Here is a 20,310-nt window from a genome sequence, read left to right as displayed (position 1 = left end):
AAACCCCTCATTCAGACCGGAGAGTTGCTATGGCCCGCCTCGCGGCATTTGATATGGACGGTACACTGCTGCTGCCTACCCACCGTTTAGGTGCGGAGACGCTGCAGAGCCTCAACGCCTTACATCAGCGTGGCGTTACACTGGCGTTTGCCACGGGGCGTCACCTGCTGGATATGCAGGCAGTACGCCAGCAGATCACCTTGCCCGCCTGGCTGATCACCGGTAACGGCACGCGTATTCACGATGTCGAGGGCAGGCAGCTGTACGGCTGTGATTTAGCGCCGTCGGTGGCGGAAGAGGTGTTGCACAGTCACTGGCAAACCCCCGCGTCGATCCACATCTTCAATGACGAAGGCTGGTTTACCGATAAACCGCTCCCGGGATTGCTGGAAGCGCACGCGATGAGCGGGTTTCACTATCAGCTGCGTGATTTGCGCCGCATGCCGGCACATGAAGTCACCAAGATCTGCTTTATCGCGCCGTATGAGATGCTGCTGGCGCTGAAGATTGAACTACAACAGGCGCTCGGCGATCGCGCCAGCCTGTGCTTCTCCGCCAGGGAGTGTCTGGAAGTTTTACCGGTGGATTGCCACAAAGGCGCCGCGCTGGCGCGGCTGTGCCAGCATCTGTCGCTGTCGCTGGCGGATTGCATGGCATTTGGCGATGCGATGAACGACCGCGAAATGCTGGAGCGCGTCGGGCGCGGTTTTATCATGGGCAACGCCATGCATCAGCTCAAAACCTCGCTGCCCCATTTACCGATTATTGGCCATTGCGAGACACAGGCGGTGTCTCACTACTTAAATCACTGGATGACCACACCACACCTCGATTATTCCCCCGAATGCTGAGGCTTACAGTGAACCGGACAGGATGTCCGGTTTTTTATTGCAGTTCGCGCTGCCACGCCTGAATATCGCCGATCTGCTCAGCGACCCACTGCGGATTGTAATAGGTATCCGGATAGCGCTCGCCGCTGTCACACAGCAGCGTGACCAGCGCGGCGGACTGCCCCTGCGCGCGCAGCCGTTTTGCCACCTGCAGCATGCCCCAGAAATTGGTGCCGGTAGAGGCACCCGGACGCCGGCCGAGTATCTGCTCCAGCCTTAACATGGCCGCCACGGTGGCGCCGTCGGGCACTTTCATCATTTCGTCAATCACATCCGGTAAAAACGACGGCTCAACGCGCGGGCGACCAATCCCCTCAATCAGGCTGCCACGCTCGCTGCGCAGCGTGCGATCGCGGCTGTGCCAGTAATCGAAAAACACCGAGTGCTGCGGATCGACCACCAGCAGGCGCGTGTCGTGGCCCTGATAGCGGATGTAGCGCCCCAGCGTAGCCGAGGTGCCGCCGGTGCCGGCGCTCATGATCAGGGTGTGTGGCACCGGGAAGGGTTCATGCGCCATCTGGCGGAAAATGCTTTCGGCAATATTGTTGTTGCCGCGCCAGTCGGTGGCGCGTTCGGCGTAGGTAAACTGATCCATAAAATGGCCGTTGAGTTCACGCGCCAGACGCTCGGATTCGCTGTACAGCTGGCACGGATCGGCGACGAAGTGGCACTCCCCGCCGTAAAAGCGGATCAGCTCGATTTTGCGCCGCGCAGTGCTGGCTGGCATCACGGCGATAAACGGCAGGCCGAGCAGACGGGCAAAATAGGCTTCCGACACCGCGGTGCTGCCGGAGGAGGCTTCGATGATCGGCGTGTTTTCTCCAATCCAGCCATTGGCCAGACCATAGAGAAACAGCGAACGCGCCAGGCGATGTTTCAGGCTGCCGCTTGGATGGGTGCTTTCATCCTTAAGATAAAAGCGAATGCCGGGGAAATCGTCCAGCGTAAAACGGATCAGGTGCGTATCAGCGGAGCGCTGAAAGTCGGCGTTAATTTCATTGATAGCGTGGCGAACCCAGGGCGTTTGCATGGTGCGATTCCGGCAGCGAGATTGCGCTCAGTGTAAGGCACTGGCAGGAAAAAGAGGTTGCTAAAAGTTGGTTATAATTGGCAAATAAGAGAAAATTTTTCTCCTGAGGTGGCGAATGCTAGATAAAACTGACCGCACACTGCTGGCGCTGCTGCAAAAAGACTGCACGCTGTCGCTGCAGGCGCTGGCCGATGCGGTGAATCTCACCACCACGCCGTGCTGGAAACGCCTGAAAAAGCTGGAAGATGATGGCATTATTCGGGCGCGCGTCGCGTTGCTGGATGGTGAAAAGCTCGGTCTGTCGCTCACCGCCTTTATGCTGATCAAAACCCAGCAGCACAGCAGCGACTGGTTTCAGCAGTTTGTCGCGGTGGTACAGCAGATGCCGGAAGTGATGGCCTTTTACCGCATGGCGGGCGAGTACGACTACCTGCTGCGCATTCAGGTGGCCGATATGAAGAGCTACGACGCGTTTTACAAGCGTCTGGTTAACGGCGTGCCGGGACTGATTGACGTCACCTCCAGCTTCGCTATGGAAGAGATTAAATACACCACCGCCTTGCCGGTAGCGCCCTGAACGGGCATCACAAGAGATTGTTTTGTGCGATTATTCAGCCAGTTAAGTTGGTATTTTTTGCGCGAGTGGCGGCGCTATCTGGGCGCCATCAGCTTGCTGATTATCATTGCGCTGCTGCAGCTGCTGCCTCCGCATCTGGTCGGCGTGATTGTCGACGGCGTGACCCAGCACAGCCTGACGCGCGGCGAAATTTTTCTGTGGATCGGCGTGATGCTGGTGACCGCAGTGATTGTCTATTTGCTGCGCTACGTCTGGCGCGTGCTGCTGTTCGGCGCCTCTTACCAGCTGGCAGTGGAGCTGCGCGAAGATTTTTACCGCCAGCTTAGCCGCCAGCATCCGGCGTTTTACCTGCGCCACCGTACCGGCGATCTGATCGCGCGCGCGACTAACGATGTCGATCGCGTGGTGTTTGCCGCGGGTGAAGGGGTGCTGACGCTGGTGGATTCGCTGGTGATGGGGCTGGTCGTGCTGGCGGTAATGAGCGTGCAGATCAGCTGGGAGCTGACGCTGCTGGCGCTGATTCCTATGCCGATTATGGCGCTGGTGATCCAGAAAGACGGCGCGCGCCTGCATCAGCGCTTCAAAGTGGCGCAGGCGGCGTTCTCCAGCCTGAACGATCAAACGCAGGAGAGTCTGACCAGCATCCGCATGATCAAAGCCTTTGGCCTGGAAGATCATCAGTCGAGCCAGTTTGCCGATATCGCCAGCGACACCGGCCGCAAAAATCTGCACGTGGCGCGCGTCGATGCGCGCTTCGATCCCATCATTTATATTGCCGTGGGCTTTTCGAATCTGCTGGCGATTGGCGGTGGCGGCTGGATGGTGTGGCACGGTTCACTAACGCTCGGGCAGCTCACCAGCTTCGTCATGTATTTAGGGCTGATGATTTGGCCGATGCTGGCGCTGGCGTGGATGATTAACATCGTCGAGCGCGGCAGCGCCGCGTGGAGCCGTATTGGCGCGCTGCTGGCGGAAGCGCCTGCGGTTGAGGATGGTCAGCAGCCACTGCCGGCGGATGCGGGCTTGCTGCAGGTGGCGATCCGCGCCTTCCACTATCCGGCGAGCAGCGCGCCGGTGCTGAGCGACGTGCATTTCCAGCTACAACCGGGGCAGATGCTTGGGCTGTGCGGGCCTACCGGCTGCGGCAAAAGCACGCTGCTGAGCCTGATTCAGCGCCATTTTGATATCGATCAGGGCGAGATTTGCTATCACGCCATTCCGCTACCGCAGCTGCGGCTGGACAGCTGGCGCAGCCGGCTGGCGGTGGTCAGCCAGACGCCGTTCCTGTTTTCCGATACCGTTGCGAATAACCTGGCGCTGGGTCGCCCGGAGGCAACGCAGGAAGAGATCGAGCGCGTGGCGCAGATGGCCTGCGTGCACGATGACATACTGCGTCTGCCACAGGGGTACGCTACCGAAGTGGGCGAGCGCGGTGTCATGCTCTCTGGCGGGCAGAAACAGCGCATCGCCATTGCGCGTGCGCTGTTGCTCAACGCGGAGATTCTGATCCTCGACGATGCGCTGTCGGCGGTTGATGGCCGTACCGAACATGAAATCCTGCATAATCTGCGCCAGTGGGGCAAAGGGCGCACGCTGATCATCAGCGCGCATCGGCTGTCGGCGCTGACCGAAGCCAGCGAGATTCTGGTATTGCAGCAGGGCGCAGTGGCACAGCGCGGCGATCACGATACGCTGGCGGCGCAGCCGGGCTGGTATCGCGATATGTATCGCTATCAGCAGCTGGAAGCCGCGCTGGATGAGGACGAGGCAGAACAGGGAGCCGACCATGGCTAAATCGCAACGCTTATGGCCAACGCTGAAACGCCTGCTGGCTTACGGTAAACCGTGGCGCAAATCGCTGTGGCTGGCCGTCGGCATGCTGTGGATCGCTGCCGCTGCCGAAGTCACCGGCCCGGTGCTGGTGAGCTATTTTATCGATAACCTGGTGGCTAAACACCAGATGCCGTGGGGCATCGTGGCCGGGCTGCTGGTGGGCTTTGTGCTGCTACAGCTGCTGGCAGCGGGTCTGCACTATTTCCAGGCGCTGCTGTTTAACCGCGCGGCGATTGGTGTCGTGCAGCAGCTGCGTGTCGACGTGATGAATGCGGCGCTGCGCCAGCCGCTCAGTGCTTTCGACACTCAGCCGGTGGGGCAGATTATTTCGCGCGTCACCAACGACACCGAAGTGATCAAAGATCTTTACGTCACGGTGGTGGCCACTGTGCTGCGCAGCGCTGCGCTGATTGGCGCGATGCTGGTGGCGATGTTTGCACTCGACTGGCGTATGGCGCTGGTGGCGCTGGTGATTTTCCCGCTGGTGTTAACGGTGATGCTGATCTATCAGCGCTACAGCACGCCGATTGCGCGCCGCGTACGTAGCTATCTGGCCGAGATCAATAATGGCTTCAACGAAGTGATTAACGGCATGAGTGTGATCCAGCAGTTTCGCCAGCAGGCGCGCTTTGGCGAGCGCATGGGCGAAGCCAGCCGTTCACACTATCTGGCGCGGATGGAGACGCTGCGGCTGGACGGCTTCCTGCTGCGTCCGCTGCTCAGCCTGTTTTCTGCACTGATTTTGTGCGGTCTGCTAATGCTGTTCAGCTTTGCCACGCCGGGCGTGTTCGAGGTTGGCGTGCTTTACGCCTTTATCACTTACCTTGGCCGCCTTAACGAGCCACTGATCGAGCTCACCACGCAGCAGTCAATGCTGCAGCAGGCGGTGGTGTCGGGCGAGCGTATTTTTGAACTGATGGATGCGGCGCAGCAGGGCTACGGCAGTGACGCTCAGCCGCTGGCTTCCGGGCATATCACCCTGCGCGATGTCAGCTTTGCCTACCGCGACAACCGCGACGTGCTCAGCCATATCAACCTCGAAGTGCCGGCGCGCGGCTTCGTGGCACTGGTCGGCCATACCGGCAGCGGCAAAAGCACCTTAGCCAATCTGCTGATGGGCTACTATCCGGTGACACGCGGCAGTATAGAACTGGATGGCCGCCCGCTGCGCCAGCTGACGCACGATGCGCTGCGCAGCAGCGTGGCGATGGTGCAACAGGATCCGGTGGTACTGGCCGATACGCTGCTGGCCAACGTGCGTTTGGGACGCGATATCAGCGAAGAGGACGTGTGGCGCGCGCTGGAGAAGGTGCAGCTGGCACCGCTGGCCCGCGCGATGCGCGACGGTATTCATACCCGGCTCGGTGAGCAGGGGAACACGCTGTCGGTCGGGCAGAAGCAGCTGCTGGCGCTGGCACGCGTGCTGGTGTCGCTGCCGCAGATTCTGATCCTCGATGAGGCCACTGCCAATATCGACTCAGGCACCGAGCAGGCGATTCAGCAGGCGCTGCGCACGCTGCGCCAGCACAGCACGCTGGTGGTGATTGCTCACCGTCTTTCCACCATCACCGAAGCGGATCAGATTCTGGTGCTGCACCGTGGTCAGGTAGTCGAACGCGGCACACACACCGAACTGCTGGCGCAGCAGGGCCGTTACTGGCAGATGTACCAGCTGCAGCAGGCTGGCGATGAACTCGCGGCGGGCATACCCGCAACGGCAGAGGGGTGATTTGCACCTTTTTTGCGCAGATTTATCGGAATGTTCTGTATTGATGCACTCCTTTGAGGCCGCAAGCACCAAAGGAGTGCAGCAAAGTCCCACCTTTCTGTTTTTCCGAATGAAAACCTTGCCCGTTACGCCATACCGGAGCGCGATACTCTGCGCCCGGCAGCCTTAGCGCCCACTTTTGCCATTTGTGGCACAGCCTTTGCTTAACTCTCTGCGTGTCCGCGAAGACTCACCTATTTTTATATCCGGAGGGGAACGTATGAAGCTGGTTACCGTGGTAATCAAACCATTTAAGCTGGAGGACGTGCGTGAAGCCTTATCCTCCATTGGCATTCAGGGCCTGACCGTGACCGAAGTGAAAGGCTTCGGTCGTCAGAAAGGCCATGCAGAACTGTACCGCGGTGCCGAGTACAGCGTTAACTTCCTGCCAAAAGTAAAAATCGATATTGCGATTGCGGACGATCAGCTGGATGAAGTGGTGGATGTGATCAGCAAAGCCGCGTACACCGGCAAAATTGGCGACGGCAAAATTTTCGTCGCGGAACTGCAGCGCGTGATTCGTATTCGTACCGGCGAGACCGACGAAGCAGCACTGTAACTGGGGCTCTGAATTGTGATGGGATGGAAAGAAATGAATAAAGTAATGACTAAGTTGGGCCTCACCAGCCTGGCGCTGTTACCGTCTCTTGCGATGGCAGCTGCGCCTGCCGTAGCGGATAAAGCCGATAACGCGTTTATGATGATTTGTACCGCGCTGGTACTGTTCATGACAATTCCCGGCATTGCCCTGTTTTACGGCGGCCTGATTCGCGGCAAAAACGTGCTGTCGATGCTGACGCAGGTCGCGGTGACGTTCGCGTTAGTGTGCGTACTGTGGATCGTCTACGGCTACTCGCTGGCGTTCAGCGAAGGCAACGCCTTCTTCGGTAACTTCCAGTGGGCAATGCTGAAAAATATCGAGCTGAAAGCGGTGATGGGCAGCTTCTATCAGTACATTCACGTGGCGTTCCAGGCTTCCTTCGCCTGTATCACCGTGGGGCTGATTGTTGGTTCGCTGGCTGAGCGTATTCGCTTCTCGGCGGTACTGATTTTCGTGCTGGTGTGGCTGACGCTGGCCTATCTGCCTATCGCACATATGGTGTGGGCTGGCGGCTTCCTGGCACAGGATGGCGCGCTGGACTTCGCTGGCGGTACCGTGGTGCACATCAACGCCGCCGTTGCGGGTCTGGTTGGTGCTTACCTGGTAGGCAAGCGTGCTGGCTTCGGTAAAGAAGCGTTCAAACCGCATAACCTGCCGATGGTGTTTACCGGTACCGCGATTCTGTACGTTGGCTGGTTCGGCTTCAACGCCGGCTCTGCGTCTTCCGCTAACGAAATCGCGGCGCTGGCCTTCCTGAATACCGTGGTAGCCACTGCGGGTGCCGTGCTGTCGTGGGTGTTCGGTGAGTGGGCGCTGCGCGGTAAGCCTTCACTGCTGGGTGCGTCTTCTGGCTTCATCGCCGGTCTGGTTGCCATCACGCCAGCCTGTGGTTATGTCGGCGTCGGCGGCGCACTGATTATCGGTCTGGCCGGTGGCCTGGCAGGTATCTGGGGTGTGACCACGCTGAAGAAATGGCTGCGCGTGGATGACCCGTGCGATGTGTTCGGTGTGCACGGCGTGTGCGGCATCCTCGGTTGTGTCCTGACCGGCGTGTTTGCCTCCTCGTCACTGGGCGGCGTGGGCTACGCAGAAGGCGTGACCATGGGCCATCAGGTTTGGGTTCAGCTGTTCAGCTGTGGCCTGACCATCGTCTGGTCTGGCGTGGTCGCCTTCATCGGCTTCAAGCTGGCAGATATGATTGTTGGCCTGCGCGTACCGGAAGAACAGGAACGTGAAGGTCTGGATGTGAACAGCCACGGCGAGAACGCTTACAACCAGTAAGTGCCGTCTGGCAGAAGAGCAGTGCGCTATAACTATAATGATGAGAAAGGGGCGAGATAATCGCCCCTTTTTTTATGCTTCGCGCTGACGCATCACCCCTTCCTGCACCGTCGTCGCCACCAGCGTGCCGTCCTGGCTGAAGAACTCACCGCGCACAAAGCCGCGCGCGCCGGACGCTGAAGTGCTTACCACGCTGTACAGGAGCCACTCGGTGAGATCGAATGGACGGTGGAACCACATGGAGTGGTCAATCGTCGCCACCTGCATATCCGGCTCAAGGAAGCCTTTGCCATGCGGCTGCAGCGCGACCGGCAGAAAGTTGAGATCGGAAGCGTAGCCCAGCAGATATTGATGAATGCGGCGATCGTCCGGCAGCTGACCATTGGCACGCACCCACACCTGGCGCAGCGGCTCATCAACGTGGCCTTTCAGCGGATTGTGGATCTGCACCGGACGGATATCCAGCGGGCGCTCGGCGAGGAATTTTTCTTTCAGCTTGAGCGGCAGGTGCGCAGCCAGTCGGTGGGCGAGATCCTGCTCGGAGGGCAGGTTATCGGGTCCCGGCACCTGCGGCATGCTGTTCTGATGCTCGAAGCCATTTTCCGGTGCCTGAAAGGAGGCGGTCATGTAGAAGATCGGCTGACCGTTTTGTACGGCGCTGACGCGGCGGGCGCTGAAGCTTTTGCCGTCGCGCAGGGTTTCCACATCGTAAATAATGGCTTTATGGCTGTCGCCCGGGCGCAGAAAGTAGCTGTGGAAGGAGTGAATGATACGGGCTTCCGGCACGGTTTGTTTTGCCGCATACAGCGCCTGTCCCACCACCTGGCCGCCAAACACCTGGCGCAGGCCGAGATCTTCACTCTGGCCGCGAAACAGGCCCTCTTCCAGTTTTTCCAGATTCAATAAATCAAGCAGGTTGTGCAGTGCCTGGCTCATAACGGATTCCTCAGTGATGCCAATGGCGTCAGTGTGAAAGATCCGACCAGTTTGCGCAACGCTTTTACCCGGTTTTCAGCAGGATAGCGGGGCTTCAGGCGCAAAGGGGATTTTTGTGCCAGAATTAACAGCAATCGGCGGTGGAAAACCCAGCCAATAAATTTACCGCCGACAATCATAGTGTTCATAAGGAGACGACATCGATGAAACTCTGGCATGTAATTAGCGGTATGACACTGGCGGTGGCACTCACAGGCTGTGCCGATCACAGTAAACCCGTGCCGACGCCAACTTTAGGCGCCAGCGTGGCCGGGCAGCCGTCGGCGATTGCCCAGCCGAACGTAAGCGGTTCCGTCTATATTCGCCAGCGTATTGCGCTGCCGCCGGATGCGGTGCTGACCGTGACGCTGGCCGATGCGTCACTGGCGGACGCGCCGTCCAAAGTGCTGTCACAGCGTGTGGTTCGCACCGAGGGCAAGCAGGCACCGTTCCAGTTTGTGCTGCCCTTTAACCCGGCCGATATCCAGCCGAACGCGCGCATTTTGCTGAGCGCAGCGATCACCATCGACGGCAAGCTGGCGTTTATCACCGATACGGTGAAACCGGTGATTAATCAGGGTGGAACGAAAGCGGAACTGCTGCTGGTACCGGTGACCAATATGGCGATGCCAACCCAGCCGGGCGCTGCTACCACTGTGCCTTCGACGTCGCCAACCCAGGTTACGCCGTCAGCCTCCGTGCCGGCACCAACCAGTCTGTAAGTTGAAACGGGAGACAGCGCGTTACGGAAGCTGCGCCAGAATGGCACTGCAGAAAGTAAAGGCGCTGTCTCGTCCCTGATCGCTCGGCACACGCCATCCCTGGCGTGTGACGCTTTACTTTCTGCAGTGTCATTCCCGCGCTTTAAAGGGAGTGCGGCCTGTCAGCATTAATACTCCCAGCGATACTTCGCCAGTTCAATTTCTCCCGCATCACTCACTTCAATACCTTCGGCTTCCAGTGCATCGCGCTGGCGAAAAAGATCATCGCCCTGCAGCGAAATACGACCATGACGATTAATCACGCGGAACCACGGCAGTTTACTGCCTGGCGGCAGGCGCCGCAGCACGCCGCCCACCTGACGTGCGGCACGCGGTGAACCGGCCAGCAGCGCGACATCGCCGTAGGTCGTCACTTTACCGGCAGGAATAGCGGCAACAATTTGCCAGACGCGCTCGGAAAAATTGCTCTGTTCACTCACTGTGCACCTCGTCTGCGGGAAAAGCGCCACTTTAGCATGCGATTGCGGCTATCAGCAGGGTTTTGCCGCCGGCCTGTTCAAGAAACCAACGGTTGCCCGGCCTGCGCTTGCAATTGCCAGGGGCTTCCCCGATAATGCCAGCGCTCTCAACATGAGAGCTCGTCAATGGGGGCCCTGTTGGTTCTCCCGCAACGCTAACTTGTGAACTCGGTCAGGTCCGGAAGGAAGCAGCCGCAGCAGGCGACGCGTGTGCCGGGATGTAGCTGGCAGGGCCTCCACCATTTCTGCCCATGCAAAATCCCTGCGCGCAATGCGGCACAGCACCCTGTCGGCACTCCTTTGCCTGCCTGTCATCCGTGGAAATAAAGGTGAGTAACGAAACGACCTGCGGGGAGAAAACTTAGCGGACGTACTTCCAGACAGATCCGGGCACTTTGTCATAGAGCTTGTTCATGGTCAGCTCGGCCAGACGGTGATCGGCTGCGGAGTAGAATACCGCTAACTCATCATCGGGTAATTCATACTTGTTCTTTTCAATCACCCGTTCAAGGGTGTCAATTGAGCGACAACGACGCAGTCGCATCAAATAGTCTGTTTTGGTTAAGGCTGGGTTGCTCATAAATAAACCGGTCTCACTCTGATGCTAAAAGGAATGGCTGGGTTGCTGGAGATAAGCGCACTCTTCGGCAAACAGATTAAATAAGCGTTTTGCTGAACGTTGCCACCGTTGAAGATCCTGCGTATTGATTCCATAGCTGCTAAACAGCATAAAGGTATCATCAAGATATTCATCGATTTGCGTAATCAGCGCTTCATCTTCAACATGCTTAATTTTGTAATTCATCGTGAAAGAGGCGATGTGCTCAATCAAATCGTTGAGCTGTAAATTGCCTGGCGAAGTGGGATCATTAACCCAGCCGTGATGGCTGTCGGTTAGCGTCGCCATACTTTCGTCAAACAGGTTCTCACACAGAAATTTAAGCTGGGCAATATCATGCCGTTTCGGTGAGTATTCGTCCATCTTTTTCCCCTCCATAGCGAGCACAGTTACCGCGACGCGGCGAGATTTGGAAAAGCTACCAGGGAGCGATCACGAATAAAAAGAATTCAGCGACCTTTTAAATATAATCCACAATCATTAGTTTTGCTCACCCAATTACTAAATATTACAATTCGTCGCACGGTGACGGGCGGGTATTGTCTATCACCTCAAACACCAGTGCACCGGGCGTTGTCTGGAACATAACTTCTTCACGTTGGGTAAAGGTTTCATTTAAATCAAGGCAGGGATTAAATAAATCCCACGTGAAATCGTAAAGCATTTTAAATCGTTTGTGGCCGACGGGCTGAATGGAAATAATGGTAAAACTGTCCGGAACTAATTGCGCGCTTTGAGAATACCACTGTAAATCGCCGGCAAGGTCCTGGGCTATTTTGAGAATATTCCCCTGGATAATCTGGCGTAACTTGCCGCAATCATCCTCATTCACATCAATATCACTATGAATAATAGACTGCATTCTGCATCCCGTAAAAAGCAAGGAGAGTTCTATCATTGGCTTTCAGCCCGGACATTGCAAGCCATTGGTAAACAGAAAGGGCGATTGCTGCGATGGGCGTTGGCTTGATGGCACAAATCGCCCAGGCGTATCGCCGCTGATCAACTTTTGAAACACTTTCGTCCGCGCGTCGCGATGATGCCATCAGGTAGTATATTGTTATGTTATAACATTTTGGTTGCCTATCATGAATCACAGTGGATTACTTCTCTCGCTCGGCGGGCGCCTGCTGGTAGCGCTACTGCTGAGTAGCCTGCTGGCTTTAGCCATCGTCTGGGGCCTGCACCAATGATGCGTTTTCATCGTCTGCAGGGCGGCTATCAGGGCAGGGCGGTGACGCCGGTGGTGAATGGCGAACTGGCGGCCGGCAGTATGACGGCACTGGTCGGGGCCAACGGAACGGGCAAATCAACCTTGCTCAAAACTATCGCCGGACTGCTGCCGCCAGTGGCGGGACGCTGTGAACTGCAGCTGCCGCGAAAAGCGCTGGGCTGGTTGCCGCAGCGTAGCGAGCTGGACACCCGCTTCCCGCTCACCGTCTATGAGCTGGTGGCAATGGGCTGTTGGCCGCGCTGCGGCTGGTTCGGTGGCATCACGCGTGCGCTGAGGCAGGAGATTGATGCCGCGCTGGAGGCGGTGCAGATGCGCGATTTCGCCACTGCGCAGCCCGCGATGCTTTCCGGCGGGCAGTTGCAGCGCGTGCTGTTTGCGCGCCTGATGCTCCAGCGTAGTCAGCTCTGGCTGCTGGACGAACCCTTTAACGGCATTGATACGCCGACCATAACCTTACTGATGTCGATTCTCGAACAGCAGCAGCGGGCGGGCACCACGCTGCTGGTGGTGCTGCACGACAAGCTGCTGGTGGCGCGCCATTTTCATGATGTGCTGTCGCTGGATGAGCGTGACAGTGCGCAGCAACCGCGGCTGTGTCGGGTGGCGTCATGACGTTACTCCAGCCGTTCATTGAGTTTGGTTTTATGCGCCGGGCGCTGGTGGCCTGCATGGCGCTGGCGATCAGTGCAACGCCGCTCGGCGTCTTTCTCTCGCTGCGCCGTATGAGCCTGGTGGGCGATGCGCTGTCCCATGCGGTACTGCCGGGCGCCGCCATCGGCTATCTGGTGTCCGGCCTGTCGCTGGTGGCGATGGGCATTGGCGGCCTGATTGCCGGGCTGGCGGTGGCGCTGCTGTCCGGTGCGGTCAGCCGTTACACCCATCTGAAGGAGGATGCCAGCTTTTCCGGCTTCTATCTGGGTTCGCTGGCGCTCGGCGTCACGCTGGTATCACTGCGCGGTTCCAGTGTCGATCTGCTGCACGTGTTGTTCGGCTCGCTGCTGGCGGTGGATAACGGCGCGATTGTGCTGGTTGGCAGCATCGCCGCGTTCACCCTGCTGATGCTGGCCGTGATCTTCCGGCCGCTGGTCATTGATGCCTTTGATCCTGATTTTCTGCGTGCGCAGGGAAAATGGAGCGCACCGCTGGTGCACGGCATTTTCCTCACGCTGGTGGTGCTGAATCTGGTGGCGGGTTTTCAGGTGCTCGGCACGCTGATGTCCGTTGGGCTGATGATGTTGCCCGCCACCAGCGCGCGCTTCTGGAGTCGTCACCTTACGCGCATGCTGGCGATTGCCATGCTGCTGGCGCTGATCGCCGCGTTTATCGGCCTGTTGCTCTCCTGGCACTATGCCCTGCCTGCCGGACCGGCGGTGGTACTGAGTGCGGCCGTACTGTTTTTGCTGTCTGTGTTGACAGGACCATGTGGCGGCCTGCTGCGCCGTCGATAATAAGATGACAAGGGGATAGGTATGAAGAAGTTACCGTTGAGTCTGGCGATTGGCGCGATGCTGATTAGCCCGCTGACGCTGGCAAAAACTGTTGATGCCGTAGCCAGTTTTACCGTGCTGGCTGACATCGTTAAACAGGTCGGCGGCGATCACGTTAAGGTGAAATCGCTGGTGGGGCCGGATGGCGATCCGCACACCTTTGAGCCGACGCCGCAGGATAGCCAGGCGCTGGCGCAGGCCGATGTGGTGTTCGTCAGCGGGCTGGGCATGGAAGGCTGGATGGACCGGCTGATTAGCGCGTCCGGCTACAAGGGCACGGTGGTGGTCGCCTCGAACGGCGTCAATACGCGCAAAATGGAGGAGGATGGCAAAACCATCACCGATCCACACGCGTGGAACAGCATGCACAACGGTGTGATCTACGCCACCAACGTGATGAACGCGCTGATCAAAGCCGATCCGGACGATGCTGCCGACATCCGTCACAGCGGTGAACGCTATATTCAGCAGTTGCAAAAGCTGGATAGCTGGGCCAAAAGTGAATTTGCCGGCGTGGCGCAAAGTAAACGCAAGGTACTCACCAGCCATGATGCCTTTGGCTACTTCGGCCAGCGCTACGGCGTGACGTTCCTCGCGCCGGTGGGCTTCTCAACCGAAGCGGAAGCCAGCGCCAGCGATGTCGCCGCTATCATCAAACAGCTCCGGGCCGAGCACATCACCACCTACTTTATGGAGAATCAGACCGATCCGCGTCTGGTGAAACAGATCGCCAGTGAAACCGGTGCGCAACCCGGTGGCGAGCTCTATCCGGAAGCGCTGTCAGCGGCCAGCGGGCCGGCGCCCACCTATGAGGCGGCGTTTAAGCACAACGTGGAAACTCTGCTGCACAGCATGAAGTAAAAAAAAGGCCGGGGAGCATCCCGGCCAATTATCACGACACTTTCCTAACGTTTTTTCTTTCTTCCCTGCACCGCCTTAAAGCGCGGGTTGGTTTTGCAAATCACATAAATACGACCTTTACGCCGCACGACTTTGCAATCTTTGTGACGAGTCTTGGCAGACCGCAATGAACTGACAACTTGCATGTGGCTGAACTCCGGTTATTTGCTGCGCGTCAGGAAGCTGCCAAAACGCTTGTTGAAGCGTGCGGCGCTGCCCTCTTTGGCAAACTCTTTCTGTTTACCGGTGTAGTAAACGTGCGACTTCGACGACACATCAAGCGTGACGTACGGCAGCTCTTCGCCCTCAAACTGGATGGTACGATCGGTCTGAATCGTTGAGCCGACTTTGAAGTATTCGTCGACGGTGGTGTCGTGGAACACCACAGGACGGTAGTGCGGATGAATGTTTGGTTTCATAATAGCGCTCTCGTGTAATGTTATAATATAACAATATTATGAACCTCGCGCCGCAGGATTGCAACCACGCGTCCGGTGCGGATTTGTCATGGGACGAGCGGGCAGGGGAGTGCGCAATAAAAAAGGCCGCTTGCGCGGCCTTTTAGCAGAGAGAAACTATCAGTGAGGGTGATCCACCGGATGGCCCTGTTCCAGCTCAGACTTGTTCTTGCTGAAACGGCGGCGCACCACTACGAAGAACACCGGCACGAAGAAGATCGCCAGCGCGGTGGCCGTCACCATCCCGCCCATCACGCCGGTACCGACGGCGTTCTGTGCGCCGGAGCCGGCACCGCTGCTGATCGCCAGCGGCAGTACGCCGAGGATGAACGCCAGCGACGTCATCAGAATCGGACGCAGACGCATACGTGAGGCTTCCAGCGTCGACTCGACCAGCCCTTTGCCTTCCTTCTCCATCAAATCCTTGGCGAATTCGACGATCAGGATGGCGTTCTTCGCCGAGAGACCAATGGTGGTCAACAGACCCACCACAAAGTACACGTCGTTACTCAGACCGCGCAGCGTGGTGAAGAGCAGGGCGCCAATCACACCCAGCGGCACCACCAGCATGACCGCGAACGGAATCGACCAGCTCTCATACAGCGCGGCCAGACACAGGAACACCACAATCAGCGAAATGGCGTACAGTGCAGGTGCCTGGTTGCCGGACAGGCGTTCCTGATAGGACATGCCGGTCCAGTCGTAGCCGATACCCGCAGGCAGCTTCGAGGCGAGGCTCTCCATCAGGTTCATGGCATCACCCGAGCTCTTGCCCGGCGCCGCCTGACCCAGGATCTCCATTGATGGCAGACCGTTGTAACGTTCCAGACGCGGTGAACCATACTGCCACTTCGCCGAAGAGAAGGCAGAGAATGGCACCATGGTCCCGGCGCTATTGCGCACGTACCATTTGCTGATGTCATCCGGCAGCATGCGCGAGTCGGCCTGACCCATCACGTACACTTTCTTCACGCGACCACGGTCGATGAAGTCATTGACGTAAGAACCACCCCAGGCCGCACCCAGCGTGGTGTTGATGTCGGACAGCGACACACCAAGCGCCTGCGCTTTTTCCTGATCGATAATCAGTTTGTACTGCGGCGTATCTTCCAGCCCGTTCGGACGCACGCCCACCAGCGTATCCGGATGCTGGGCAATCATGCCAAACAGCTGGTTACGCGCGGCGGTCAGCTTCTCATGGCCGAGGTTACCCTGATCGATCAGCTGGAAGTCGAAACCGGTGGCGTTACCCAGTTCGATAATGGCCGGCAGGTTGAACGGGAACACCATGGCATCTTTGATCTGACCCAGCGCCTGCATCGCACGTCCGGCAATCGCCGGCACTTTCAGGCTGGCGTCACCACGCTCATCCCATGGCTTCAGGCTGACGAAGGCGATACCGGTGTTCTGTCCACGACCGGCGAAGCCAAAGCCGTTAACGGTAAACACCGAATTCACGCTGTCTTTCTCTTTGGTCAGGAAGTAATCCGTAACCTGATCCAGCACCTTCTGCGTACGTTCCTGGGTCGCACCGGCAGGCAGCTGCGCCTGCGCCAGTAACAGCCCCTGATCCTCTTCCGGCAGGAACGAGGTAGGCAGTTTCAGGAACAGGTAAGCCATGCCGACCACAATCAGCAGATAAATCAGCAGATAGCGACCGGTGCTGCGCACAATGTGGCCGACGCTGTCGACGTAATGGTTGGTGCTCTTATCAAACAGGCGGTTAAACCAGCCGAAGAAACCGGTGGTTTTGCCGTGTTCGCCTTTTTTGATGGGCTTCAGCATGGTGGCACACAGCGCTGGCGTCAGAATCAACGCCACCAGCACCGACAGTGCCATCGCCGAAACGATGGTGATCGAGAACTGACGATAAATCACCCCGGTTGAGCCGCCGAAGAACGCCATCGGGATAAATACCGCTGACAGCACCAGCGCGATGCCAACCAGCGCGCCCTGAATCTGTTCCATCGAGCGTTTGGTGGCTTCTTTCGGCGGTAATCCTTCTTCCGCCATGACGCGCTCAACGTTTTCCACCACCACGATGGCGTCATCCACCAGCAGGCCGATGGCGAGCACCATGCCGAACATCGTCAGGGTGTTTATCGAGTAGCCAAAGGCACTGATGATGGCAAAGGTGCCCAGCAGTACTACCGGCACGGCGATGGTAGGAATCAGCGTCGCGCGGAAGTTCTGCAGGAACAGATACATTACCAGGAACACCAGCACGATGGCTTCGAACAGCGTTTTCACCACTTCAAAAATGGAGATCTTAACGAATGGTGTGGTGTCGTACGGGTAAACGGTTTTCATGCCGGCCGGGAAGAACGGTTCCAGCTTGGCCAGTTCCGCTTTCACCGCGTCGGCGGTATCCAGCGCGTTGGCGCCGGTCGCCAGTTTGACACCGATACCGGACGCTGGTTTGCCGTTGTAGCGGGCAATGATCTCGTAGTTTTCACCGCCGAGTTCAATCTTCGCGACATCGCGCAGGCGCACCTGTGAGCCGTCCTGATTGACCTTCAGCATGATGTTGCCGAACTCTTCGGTCGAGGTCAGACGCGTCTGGGCAATGATCGAGGCGTTAAGCTGCTGACCCGGCACCGGTGGGGTACCGCCCAGCTGACCAGCGGCCACCTGGGTGTTCTGGGTTTGCAGCGCGCTGATCACATCCACCGGCGTCAGCTGGTAGTTGTTAAGCTTGTGCGGATCGAGCCAGATACGCATCGCATACTGCGCACCAAACACCTGAGTATCACCGACGCCAGGCGTACGGCTGATCGGATCTTTGATGTTCGACGCTACGTAGTCTGAGATGTCGTTCTGCGTCATGCTGCCATCTTCGCTGACGAAACCGGCGACCATCAGGAAGCTGCTGGAGGATTTTTTCACCTGAATCCCCTGCTGCTGTACTTCCTGCGGCAGCAGCGGCATTGCCAGCTGCAGTTTGTTCTGCACCTGCACCTGAGCAATGTCGGCATCAGTGCCAGACTGGAAGGTCAGCGTCAGCGTCAGCGTACCAGAAGAGTCACTGCTCGAGGACATATACATCAGCCCGTCGATGCCGTTCATATTCTGTTCGATAACCTGCGTTACCGAATCCTGTAGCGTTTTCGCATCTGCACCCGGATAAGATGCCTGGATTTCAACTGCCGGCGGCGCAACGTTGGGATATTGCTCGATCGGCAGTTTGATAATCGATAGCGCACCCGCCAGCATAATAATGATGGCAAGCACCCAGGCAAAAATGGGGCGATCGATAAAGAACTTAGCCATGTATCAACGGCTCCTGTTTATGACGATGATTTAGCAGACTGAGATTCCGGTGCGGCTTTGGCATCATCTTTGACTTCCTGCGGCGTCACCTGAGCACCCGGTTTAGCACGCTGAATACCGACGGTAATTACGCGATCGCCCTCTTTCAGGCCATCGGTCACCAGCCATTTGTCGCCAAACGCCTGGTTCGCGGTAATCTTACGCACTTCAACTTTATTATCCGCGCCCACTACCATCGCGGTGGCTTCACCGGTTGGCGTGCGGGTTACGCCGGTCTGCGGTACCAGCAGCGCCGTCGGGTTAGTGCCCTCATCCAGACGTGCACGCACGAACATGCCCGGCAGCAAACGATGATCCGGATTCGGGAAAATCGCGCGCAGGGTAATCGAGCCGGTGGTTTCATCCACGGTAACATCAGAAAATTCCAGTGTGCCCGGCTGGCTGTATGCGCTACCGTTCTGCATCAGCAGGGTAACGTTAGCTTTGCCGTCGTTCTGTTTCAGCTGACCCGACTCCAGCTCGCCGCGCAGGCGCAGGAAATCATCGCTGGATTGGGTCACATCGACATACATCGGGTCGAGTTGCTGCACGGTCGCCAGCGCGGTGGTCTGGCCGTTCGACACCAGCGCACCTTCCGTCACCGAGGATTTGCCAATGCGGCCGCTGATTGGCGAGGTCACTTTAGTGTACGCCAGGTTAATGCGGGCGGTTTCCACATTGGCCTGCGCCGCCTGTACGGCTGCGGCGGTCTGCGCGGCGGTGGCCGCGGCGTTATCATAGTCCTGCTGGCTGATATATTTGGTACCCAGCAGCGGCTTGTAACGATTCATCGTCAGCTGGGCAACGCGCGCGTTGGCCTGCGCCTGGGCTAAATCGCCTTTTGCGCTGTCGTACGCGGCCTGATAGGTGGCGGGATCGATCTGGTACAGCGAATCGCCGGCTTTAACATCACTGCCTTCAACAAAATTACGCTTGAGAATGATACCTGACACCTGCGGACGCACTTCAGCCACGCGGAACGCCGAAGTACGGCCTGGCAGTTCGGTGGTGATTTTCAGGGGCTCGTTTTTTAACGTGACAACACCCACTTCCGGGGGCTGCTGCTGGGCGGCTTGCTGGGATTTATTATCATCACATCCTGTTAACAAAAAGCTGCCTGTAAGCATCACGGCGGCCGCCAGAGGCGCTAATCCTCTGTTTTTATTCATAAATAAACCTCTAGTGTCCGATATCAAATGATCAATGGATCACAAACCGTTAAACCCATTGCTGCGTTAAAACACGGGTCGTGCTATGGTACATACATTCACAAATGTATGTAAACTTGCCAGTTTGTAAAAACAGTCCTCTATGGCACGAAAAACCAAAGCGCAAGCACTTGAAACGCGACATCAAATTCTGGATGCCGCTTTAGCTCACTTTTCTGAACACGGTGTGGCCGCCACCTCACTGGCGGATATCGCCGCGGCCGCTGGCGTCACGCGCGGTGCTATCTACTGGCATTTTAAAAATAAAGCCGATCTGTTACAGGAGATCTGGCTGCGCTGCGACGCCGGGCTCGACGATGTGGAACTTGAGTATCAGACAAAATACCCTGGCGATCCACTTTCTGTAATGCGTTCGATGCTGATCTATATCCTTGAAGCCACAGCAAAGGATCCACAAAGACGCGCATTAATGGAGATTATCTTCCATAAATGTGAGTTCGTTGGCGAAATGTCGACGTTAATGGCGATGCAGCAGGGGCTGCTGCAGGCGTGTTATGACCGCATCGAAGAGGTGCTGCGCAGCTGTATCGAGGCCGGGCAGCTCCCGGGCAGCCTCAACACCCGTCAGGCGGCGCTGCTGATGCGCGGCTACATCAGCGGCATGATGGAGAGCTGGTTATTCAATCCGCAAAGTTTTGATCTGGTGAGTGAAGCGCCGCAGGTGGTCGAGGCCTTTATAGATATGCTGCGCCTGAGCCCGACGCTCGCCGGCACGCGCTAAGCGGTGTGTTCGGCCGCCAGCTTCTGCTCGTAATCGCGCTGGACAATCGCCAGCGCAGCCAGCACCGTGGCCGTGGGTACCTGGTTTTCCTCCAGCAGCTGAATTAAATCGACCGCCAGCTTGATGTCGTCCGGCGCGGTATCCAGCGTCATAGTGTC

At 57.7% G+C, this 20,310-nt stretch carries 23 protein-coding genes and 1 other RNA gene; 12 read left to right on the top strand and 12 right to left on the bottom strand.

From position 1 onward, the window contains the following. Positions 1-29 precede the first annotated feature (29 nt). Positions 30-851, top strand: a complete 822-nt coding sequence (cof, locus tag ABVR31_RS14115) for an HMP-PP phosphatase (protein WP_058757954.1) — start codon at positions 30-32, stop codon at positions 849-851. A 34-nt stretch (positions 852-885) separates the two neighbouring features. On the opposite strand, the gene ABVR31_RS14110 is transcribed toward cof, so the two are convergent. Then, positions 886-1,920 (bottom strand): PLP-dependent cysteine synthase family protein, encoded by a 1,035-nt coding sequence (locus ABVR31_RS14110; protein WP_021507195.1) that lies wholly within the window; start codon positions 1,918-1,920, stop codon positions 886-888. A 115-nt stretch (positions 1,921-2,035) separates the two neighbouring features. Here ABVR31_RS14110 and ABVR31_RS14105 point away from each other — a divergent pair, with 115 nt between their 5' ends. The 5 genes from ABVR31_RS14105 to amtB all read left to right on the top strand — a co-directional run bounded on the left by ABVR31_RS14105 (position 2,036) and on the right by amtB (position 7,980). Beyond that, complete coding sequence (locus ABVR31_RS14105) at positions 2,036-2,497, top strand: Lrp/AsnC family transcriptional regulator (protein WP_021507196.1); 462 nt, start codon at positions 2,036-2,038, stop codon at positions 2,495-2,497. A gap of 24 nt (positions 2,498-2,521) precedes the next feature. Further along, a complete protein-coding gene (locus ABVR31_RS14100) occupies positions 2,522-4,291 on the top strand; it encodes a SmdA family multidrug ABC transporter permease/ATP-binding protein (RefSeq protein WP_348878610.1) in 1,770 nt (589 codons plus the stop codon). Next, positions 4,284-6,059, top strand: a complete 1,776-nt coding sequence (locus ABVR31_RS14095) for a SmdB family multidrug efflux ABC transporter permease/ATP-binding protein (protein ID WP_315658249.1) — start codon at positions 4,284-4,286, stop codon at positions 6,057-6,059. Before ABVR31_RS14100 ends, ABVR31_RS14095 begins: the two co-directional genes overlap by 8 nt. A gap of 259 nt (positions 6,060-6,318) precedes the next feature. Then, positions 6,319-6,657 (top strand): P-II family nitrogen regulator, encoded by a 339-nt coding sequence (gene glnK / locus ABVR31_RS14090; protein ID WP_007886947.1) that lies wholly within the window; start codon positions 6,319-6,321, stop codon positions 6,655-6,657. 33 nt (positions 6,658-6,690) lie between these two features. Next, the gene (gene amtB, locus ABVR31_RS14085) at positions 6,691-7,980 is read left to right on the top strand and encodes an ammonium transporter AmtB (protein WP_058757951.1); all 1,290 of its coding nucleotides are present in this window, start codon (positions 6,691-6,693) and stop codon (positions 7,978-7,980) included. A 72-nt stretch (positions 7,981-8,052) separates the two neighbouring features. Here the strand turns inward: amtB and tesB are convergent, their stop codons facing one another. Continuing rightward, positions 8,053-8,916, bottom strand: a complete 864-nt coding sequence (tesB, locus tag ABVR31_RS14080; RefSeq protein WP_372773220.1) for an acyl-CoA thioesterase II — start codon at positions 8,914-8,916, stop codon at positions 8,053-8,055. Further along, positions 8,913-9,104, bottom strand: coding sequence for a hypothetical protein (locus ABVR31_RS14075; protein ID WP_372773218.1), 192 nt, complete (start codon positions 9,102-9,104; stop codon positions 8,913-8,915). The genes tesB and ABVR31_RS14075 overlap by 4 nt, the downstream gene beginning before the upstream one ends. Before the next feature lie 15 nt (positions 9,105-9,119). Between ABVR31_RS14075 and ABVR31_RS14070 the strand changes: the two genes are divergently transcribed. After that, complete coding sequence (locus ABVR31_RS14070) at positions 9,120-9,677, top strand: YbaY family lipoprotein (protein WP_372773216.1); 558 nt, start codon at positions 9,120-9,122, stop codon at positions 9,675-9,677. Positions 9,678-9,844: 167 nt separating this feature from the next. Here ABVR31_RS14070 and ABVR31_RS14065 read toward each other — a convergent pair whose 3' ends face one another. Further along, complete coding sequence (locus tag ABVR31_RS14065; protein ID WP_021507202.1) at positions 9,845-10,156, bottom strand: MGMT family protein; 312 nt, start codon at positions 10,154-10,156, stop codon at positions 9,845-9,847. 175 nt (positions 10,157-10,331) lie between these two features. On the opposite strand from ABVR31_RS14065, the gene ffs reads away from it, so the two are divergent. Then, an RNA gene (gene ffs, locus ABVR31_RS14060) (signal recognition particle sRNA small type) lies at positions 10,332-10,428 on the top strand. Between the two features lie 128 nt (positions 10,429-10,556). On the opposite strand, the gene ABVR31_RS14055 is transcribed toward ffs, so the two are convergent. The 3 genes from ABVR31_RS14055 to ABVR31_RS14045 form a co-directional block, all read right to left on the bottom strand. Then, complete coding sequence (locus tag ABVR31_RS14055; RefSeq protein WP_021507203.1) at positions 10,557-10,775, bottom strand: HHA domain-containing protein; 219 nt, start codon at positions 10,773-10,775, stop codon at positions 10,557-10,559. 24 nt (positions 10,776-10,799) lie between these two features. Further along, entirely contained in the window at positions 10,800-11,177 is a 378-nt protein-coding gene (gene tomB, locus ABVR31_RS14050; protein ID WP_021313568.1) for an Hha toxicity modulator TomB, read from the bottom strand. Positions 11,178-11,322: 145 nt separating this feature from the next. Then, positions 11,323-11,676 carry a hypothetical protein gene (locus tag ABVR31_RS14045; RefSeq protein WP_372773213.1) on the bottom strand — a complete coding sequence of 118 codons (354 nt, stop codon included), beginning with the start codon at positions 11,674-11,676 and terminating at the stop codon, positions 11,323-11,325. Between the two features lie 327 nt (positions 11,677-12,003). Between ABVR31_RS14045 and ABVR31_RS14040 the strand changes: the two genes are divergently transcribed. The 3 genes from ABVR31_RS14040 to ABVR31_RS14030 are packed head-to-tail and all read left to right on the top strand — an operon-like array spanning position 12,004 to position 14,396. Beyond that, positions 12,004-12,660 carry a metal ABC transporter ATP-binding protein gene (locus ABVR31_RS14040; protein ID WP_372773211.1) on the top strand — a complete coding sequence of 219 codons (657 nt, stop codon included), beginning with the start codon at positions 12,004-12,006 and terminating at the stop codon, positions 12,658-12,660. Continuing rightward, entirely contained in the window at positions 12,657-13,496 is an 840-nt protein-coding gene (locus tag ABVR31_RS14035; protein ID WP_021507206.1) for a metal ABC transporter permease, read from the top strand. The genes ABVR31_RS14040 and ABVR31_RS14035 overlap by 4 nt, the downstream gene beginning before the upstream one ends. A 21-nt stretch (positions 13,497-13,517) precedes the next feature. After that, positions 13,518-14,396: a metal ABC transporter substrate-binding protein gene (locus ABVR31_RS14030; protein ID WP_058769397.1), complete on the top strand. Its 879-nt coding sequence runs from the start codon at positions 13,518-13,520 to the stop codon at positions 14,394-14,396. A gap of 44 nt (positions 14,397-14,440) precedes the next feature. Here ABVR31_RS14030 and ykgO read toward each other — a convergent pair whose 3' ends face one another. From ykgO to ABVR31_RS14010, 4 genes are all read right to left on the bottom strand, one after another. Beyond that, positions 14,441-14,581 carry a type B 50S ribosomal protein L36 gene (ykgO, locus tag ABVR31_RS14025; protein WP_010616859.1) on the bottom strand — a complete coding sequence of 47 codons (141 nt, stop codon included), beginning with the start codon at positions 14,579-14,581 and terminating at the stop codon, positions 14,441-14,443. A gap of 15 nt (positions 14,582-14,596) precedes the next feature. Continuing rightward, positions 14,597-14,854 (bottom strand): type B 50S ribosomal protein L31, encoded by a 258-nt coding sequence (locus tag ABVR31_RS14020; RefSeq protein ID WP_021507208.1) that lies wholly within the window; start codon positions 14,852-14,854, stop codon positions 14,597-14,599. 159 nt (positions 14,855-15,013) lie between these two features. Beyond that, a complete protein-coding gene (locus ABVR31_RS14015) occupies positions 15,014-18,163 on the bottom strand; it encodes a multidrug efflux RND transporter permease subunit AcrB (RefSeq protein ID WP_021507209.1) in 3,150 nt (1,049 codons plus the stop codon). 17 nt (positions 18,164-18,180) lie between these two features. Then, positions 18,181-19,371, bottom strand: coding sequence for an efflux RND transporter periplasmic adaptor subunit (locus ABVR31_RS14010; protein WP_372773208.1), 1,191 nt, complete (start codon positions 19,369-19,371; stop codon positions 18,181-18,183). A 142-nt stretch (positions 19,372-19,513) separates the two neighbouring features. Here ABVR31_RS14010 and acrR point away from each other — a divergent pair, with 142 nt between their 5' ends. After that, a complete protein-coding gene (gene acrR / locus ABVR31_RS14005) occupies positions 19,514-20,152 on the top strand; it encodes a multidrug efflux transporter transcriptional repressor AcrR (protein ID WP_058757946.1) in 639 nt (212 codons plus the stop codon). Here the strand turns inward: acrR and rsmS are convergent. Further along, positions 20,149-20,304, bottom strand: a complete 156-nt coding sequence (gene rsmS / locus ABVR31_RS14000) for a pleiotropic regulatory protein RsmS (RefSeq protein ID WP_072209946.1) — start codon at positions 20,302-20,304, stop codon at positions 20,149-20,151. The two genes, acrR and rsmS, sit on opposite strands and share 4 nt — an antisense overlap. Between the last annotated feature and the right edge of the window lie 6 nt (positions 20,305-20,310).

Origin of the sequence: Pantoea sp. WEP, assembly GCF_041678305.1 — a bacterium.
Lineage (GTDB): Bacteria > Pseudomonadota > Gammaproteobacteria > Enterobacterales > Enterobacteriaceae > Pantoea > Pantoea dispersa.
Note: the sequence above shows the minus strand (reverse complement) of the source record. Positions and strands in the feature narration are given on the sequence as shown.

What these genes read in the sequence shown, in the direction of transcription:
- rsmS (WP_072209946.1), bottom strand. Translation starts at nt 20,304, where the DNA reads ATGACGCTGGATACCGCGCCGGACGACATCAAGCTGGCGGTCGATTTA.
- acrR (WP_058757946.1), top strand. Translation starts at nt 19,514, where the DNA reads ATGGCACGAAAAACCAAAGCGCAAGCACTTGAAACGCGACATCAAATT.
- ABVR31_RS14035 (WP_021507206.1), top strand. Translation starts at nt 12,657, where the DNA reads ATGACGTTACTCCAGCCGTTCATTGAGTTTGGTTTTATGCGCCGGGCG.
- ABVR31_RS14105 (WP_021507196.1), top strand. Translation starts at nt 2,036, where the DNA reads ATGCTAGATAAAACTGACCGCACACTGCTGGCGCTGCTGCAAAAAGAC.
- amtB (WP_058757951.1), top strand. Translation starts at nt 6,691, where the DNA reads ATGAATAAAGTAATGACTAAGTTGGGCCTCACCAGCCTGGCGCTGTTA.
- ABVR31_RS14030 (WP_058769397.1), top strand. Translation starts at nt 13,518, where the DNA reads ATGAAGAAGTTACCGTTGAGTCTGGCGATTGGCGCGATGCTGATTAGC.
- ABVR31_RS14055 (WP_021507203.1), bottom strand. Translation starts at nt 10,775, where the DNA reads ATGAGCAACCCAGCCTTAACCAAAACAGACTATTTGATGCGACTGCGT.
- ABVR31_RS14040 (WP_372773211.1), top strand. Translation starts at nt 12,004, where the DNA reads ATGATGCGTTTTCATCGTCTGCAGGGCGGCTATCAGGGCAGGGCGGTG.
- tesB (WP_372773220.1), bottom strand. Translation starts at nt 8,916, where the DNA reads ATGAGCCAGGCACTGCACAACCTGCTTGATTTATTGAATCTGGAAAAA.
- ABVR31_RS14110 (WP_021507195.1), bottom strand. Translation starts at nt 1,920, where the DNA reads ATGCAAACGCCCTGGGTTCGCCACGCTATCAATGAAATTAACGCCGAC.
- glnK (WP_007886947.1), top strand. Translation starts at nt 6,319, where the DNA reads ATGAAGCTGGTTACCGTGGTAATCAAACCATTTAAGCTGGAGGACGTG.
- ABVR31_RS14010 (WP_372773208.1), bottom strand. Translation starts at nt 19,371, where the DNA reads ATGAATAAAAACAGAGGATTAGCGCCTCTGGCGGCCGCCGTGATGCTT.
- tomB (WP_021313568.1), bottom strand. Translation starts at nt 11,177, where the DNA reads ATGGACGAATACTCACCGAAACGGCATGATATTGCCCAGCTTAAATTT.
- ykgO (WP_010616859.1), bottom strand. Translation starts at nt 14,581, where the DNA reads ATGCAAGTTGTCAGTTCATTGCGGTCTGCCAAGACTCGTCACAAAGAT.
- ABVR31_RS14020 (WP_021507208.1), bottom strand. Translation starts at nt 14,854, where the DNA reads ATGAAACCAAACATTCATCCGCACTACCGTCCTGTGGTGTTCCACGAC.
- ABVR31_RS14075 (WP_372773218.1), bottom strand. Translation starts at nt 9,104, where the DNA reads ATGAACACTATGATTGTCGGCGGTAAATTTATTGGCTGGGTTTTCCAC.
- ABVR31_RS14095 (WP_315658249.1), top strand. Translation starts at nt 4,284, where the DNA reads ATGGCTAAATCGCAACGCTTATGGCCAACGCTGAAACGCCTGCTGGCT.
- ABVR31_RS14045 (WP_372773213.1), bottom strand. Translation starts at nt 11,676, where the DNA reads ATGCAGTCTATTATTCATAGTGATATTGATGTGAATGAGGATGATTGC.
- ABVR31_RS14015 (WP_021507209.1), bottom strand. Translation starts at nt 18,163, where the DNA reads ATGGCTAAGTTCTTTATCGATCGCCCCATTTTTGCCTGGGTGCTTGCC.
- cof (WP_058757954.1), top strand. Translation starts at nt 30, where the DNA reads ATGGCCCGCCTCGCGGCATTTGATATGGACGGTACACTGCTGCTGCCT.
- ABVR31_RS14070 (WP_372773216.1), top strand. Translation starts at nt 9,120, where the DNA reads ATGAAACTCTGGCATGTAATTAGCGGTATGACACTGGCGGTGGCACTC.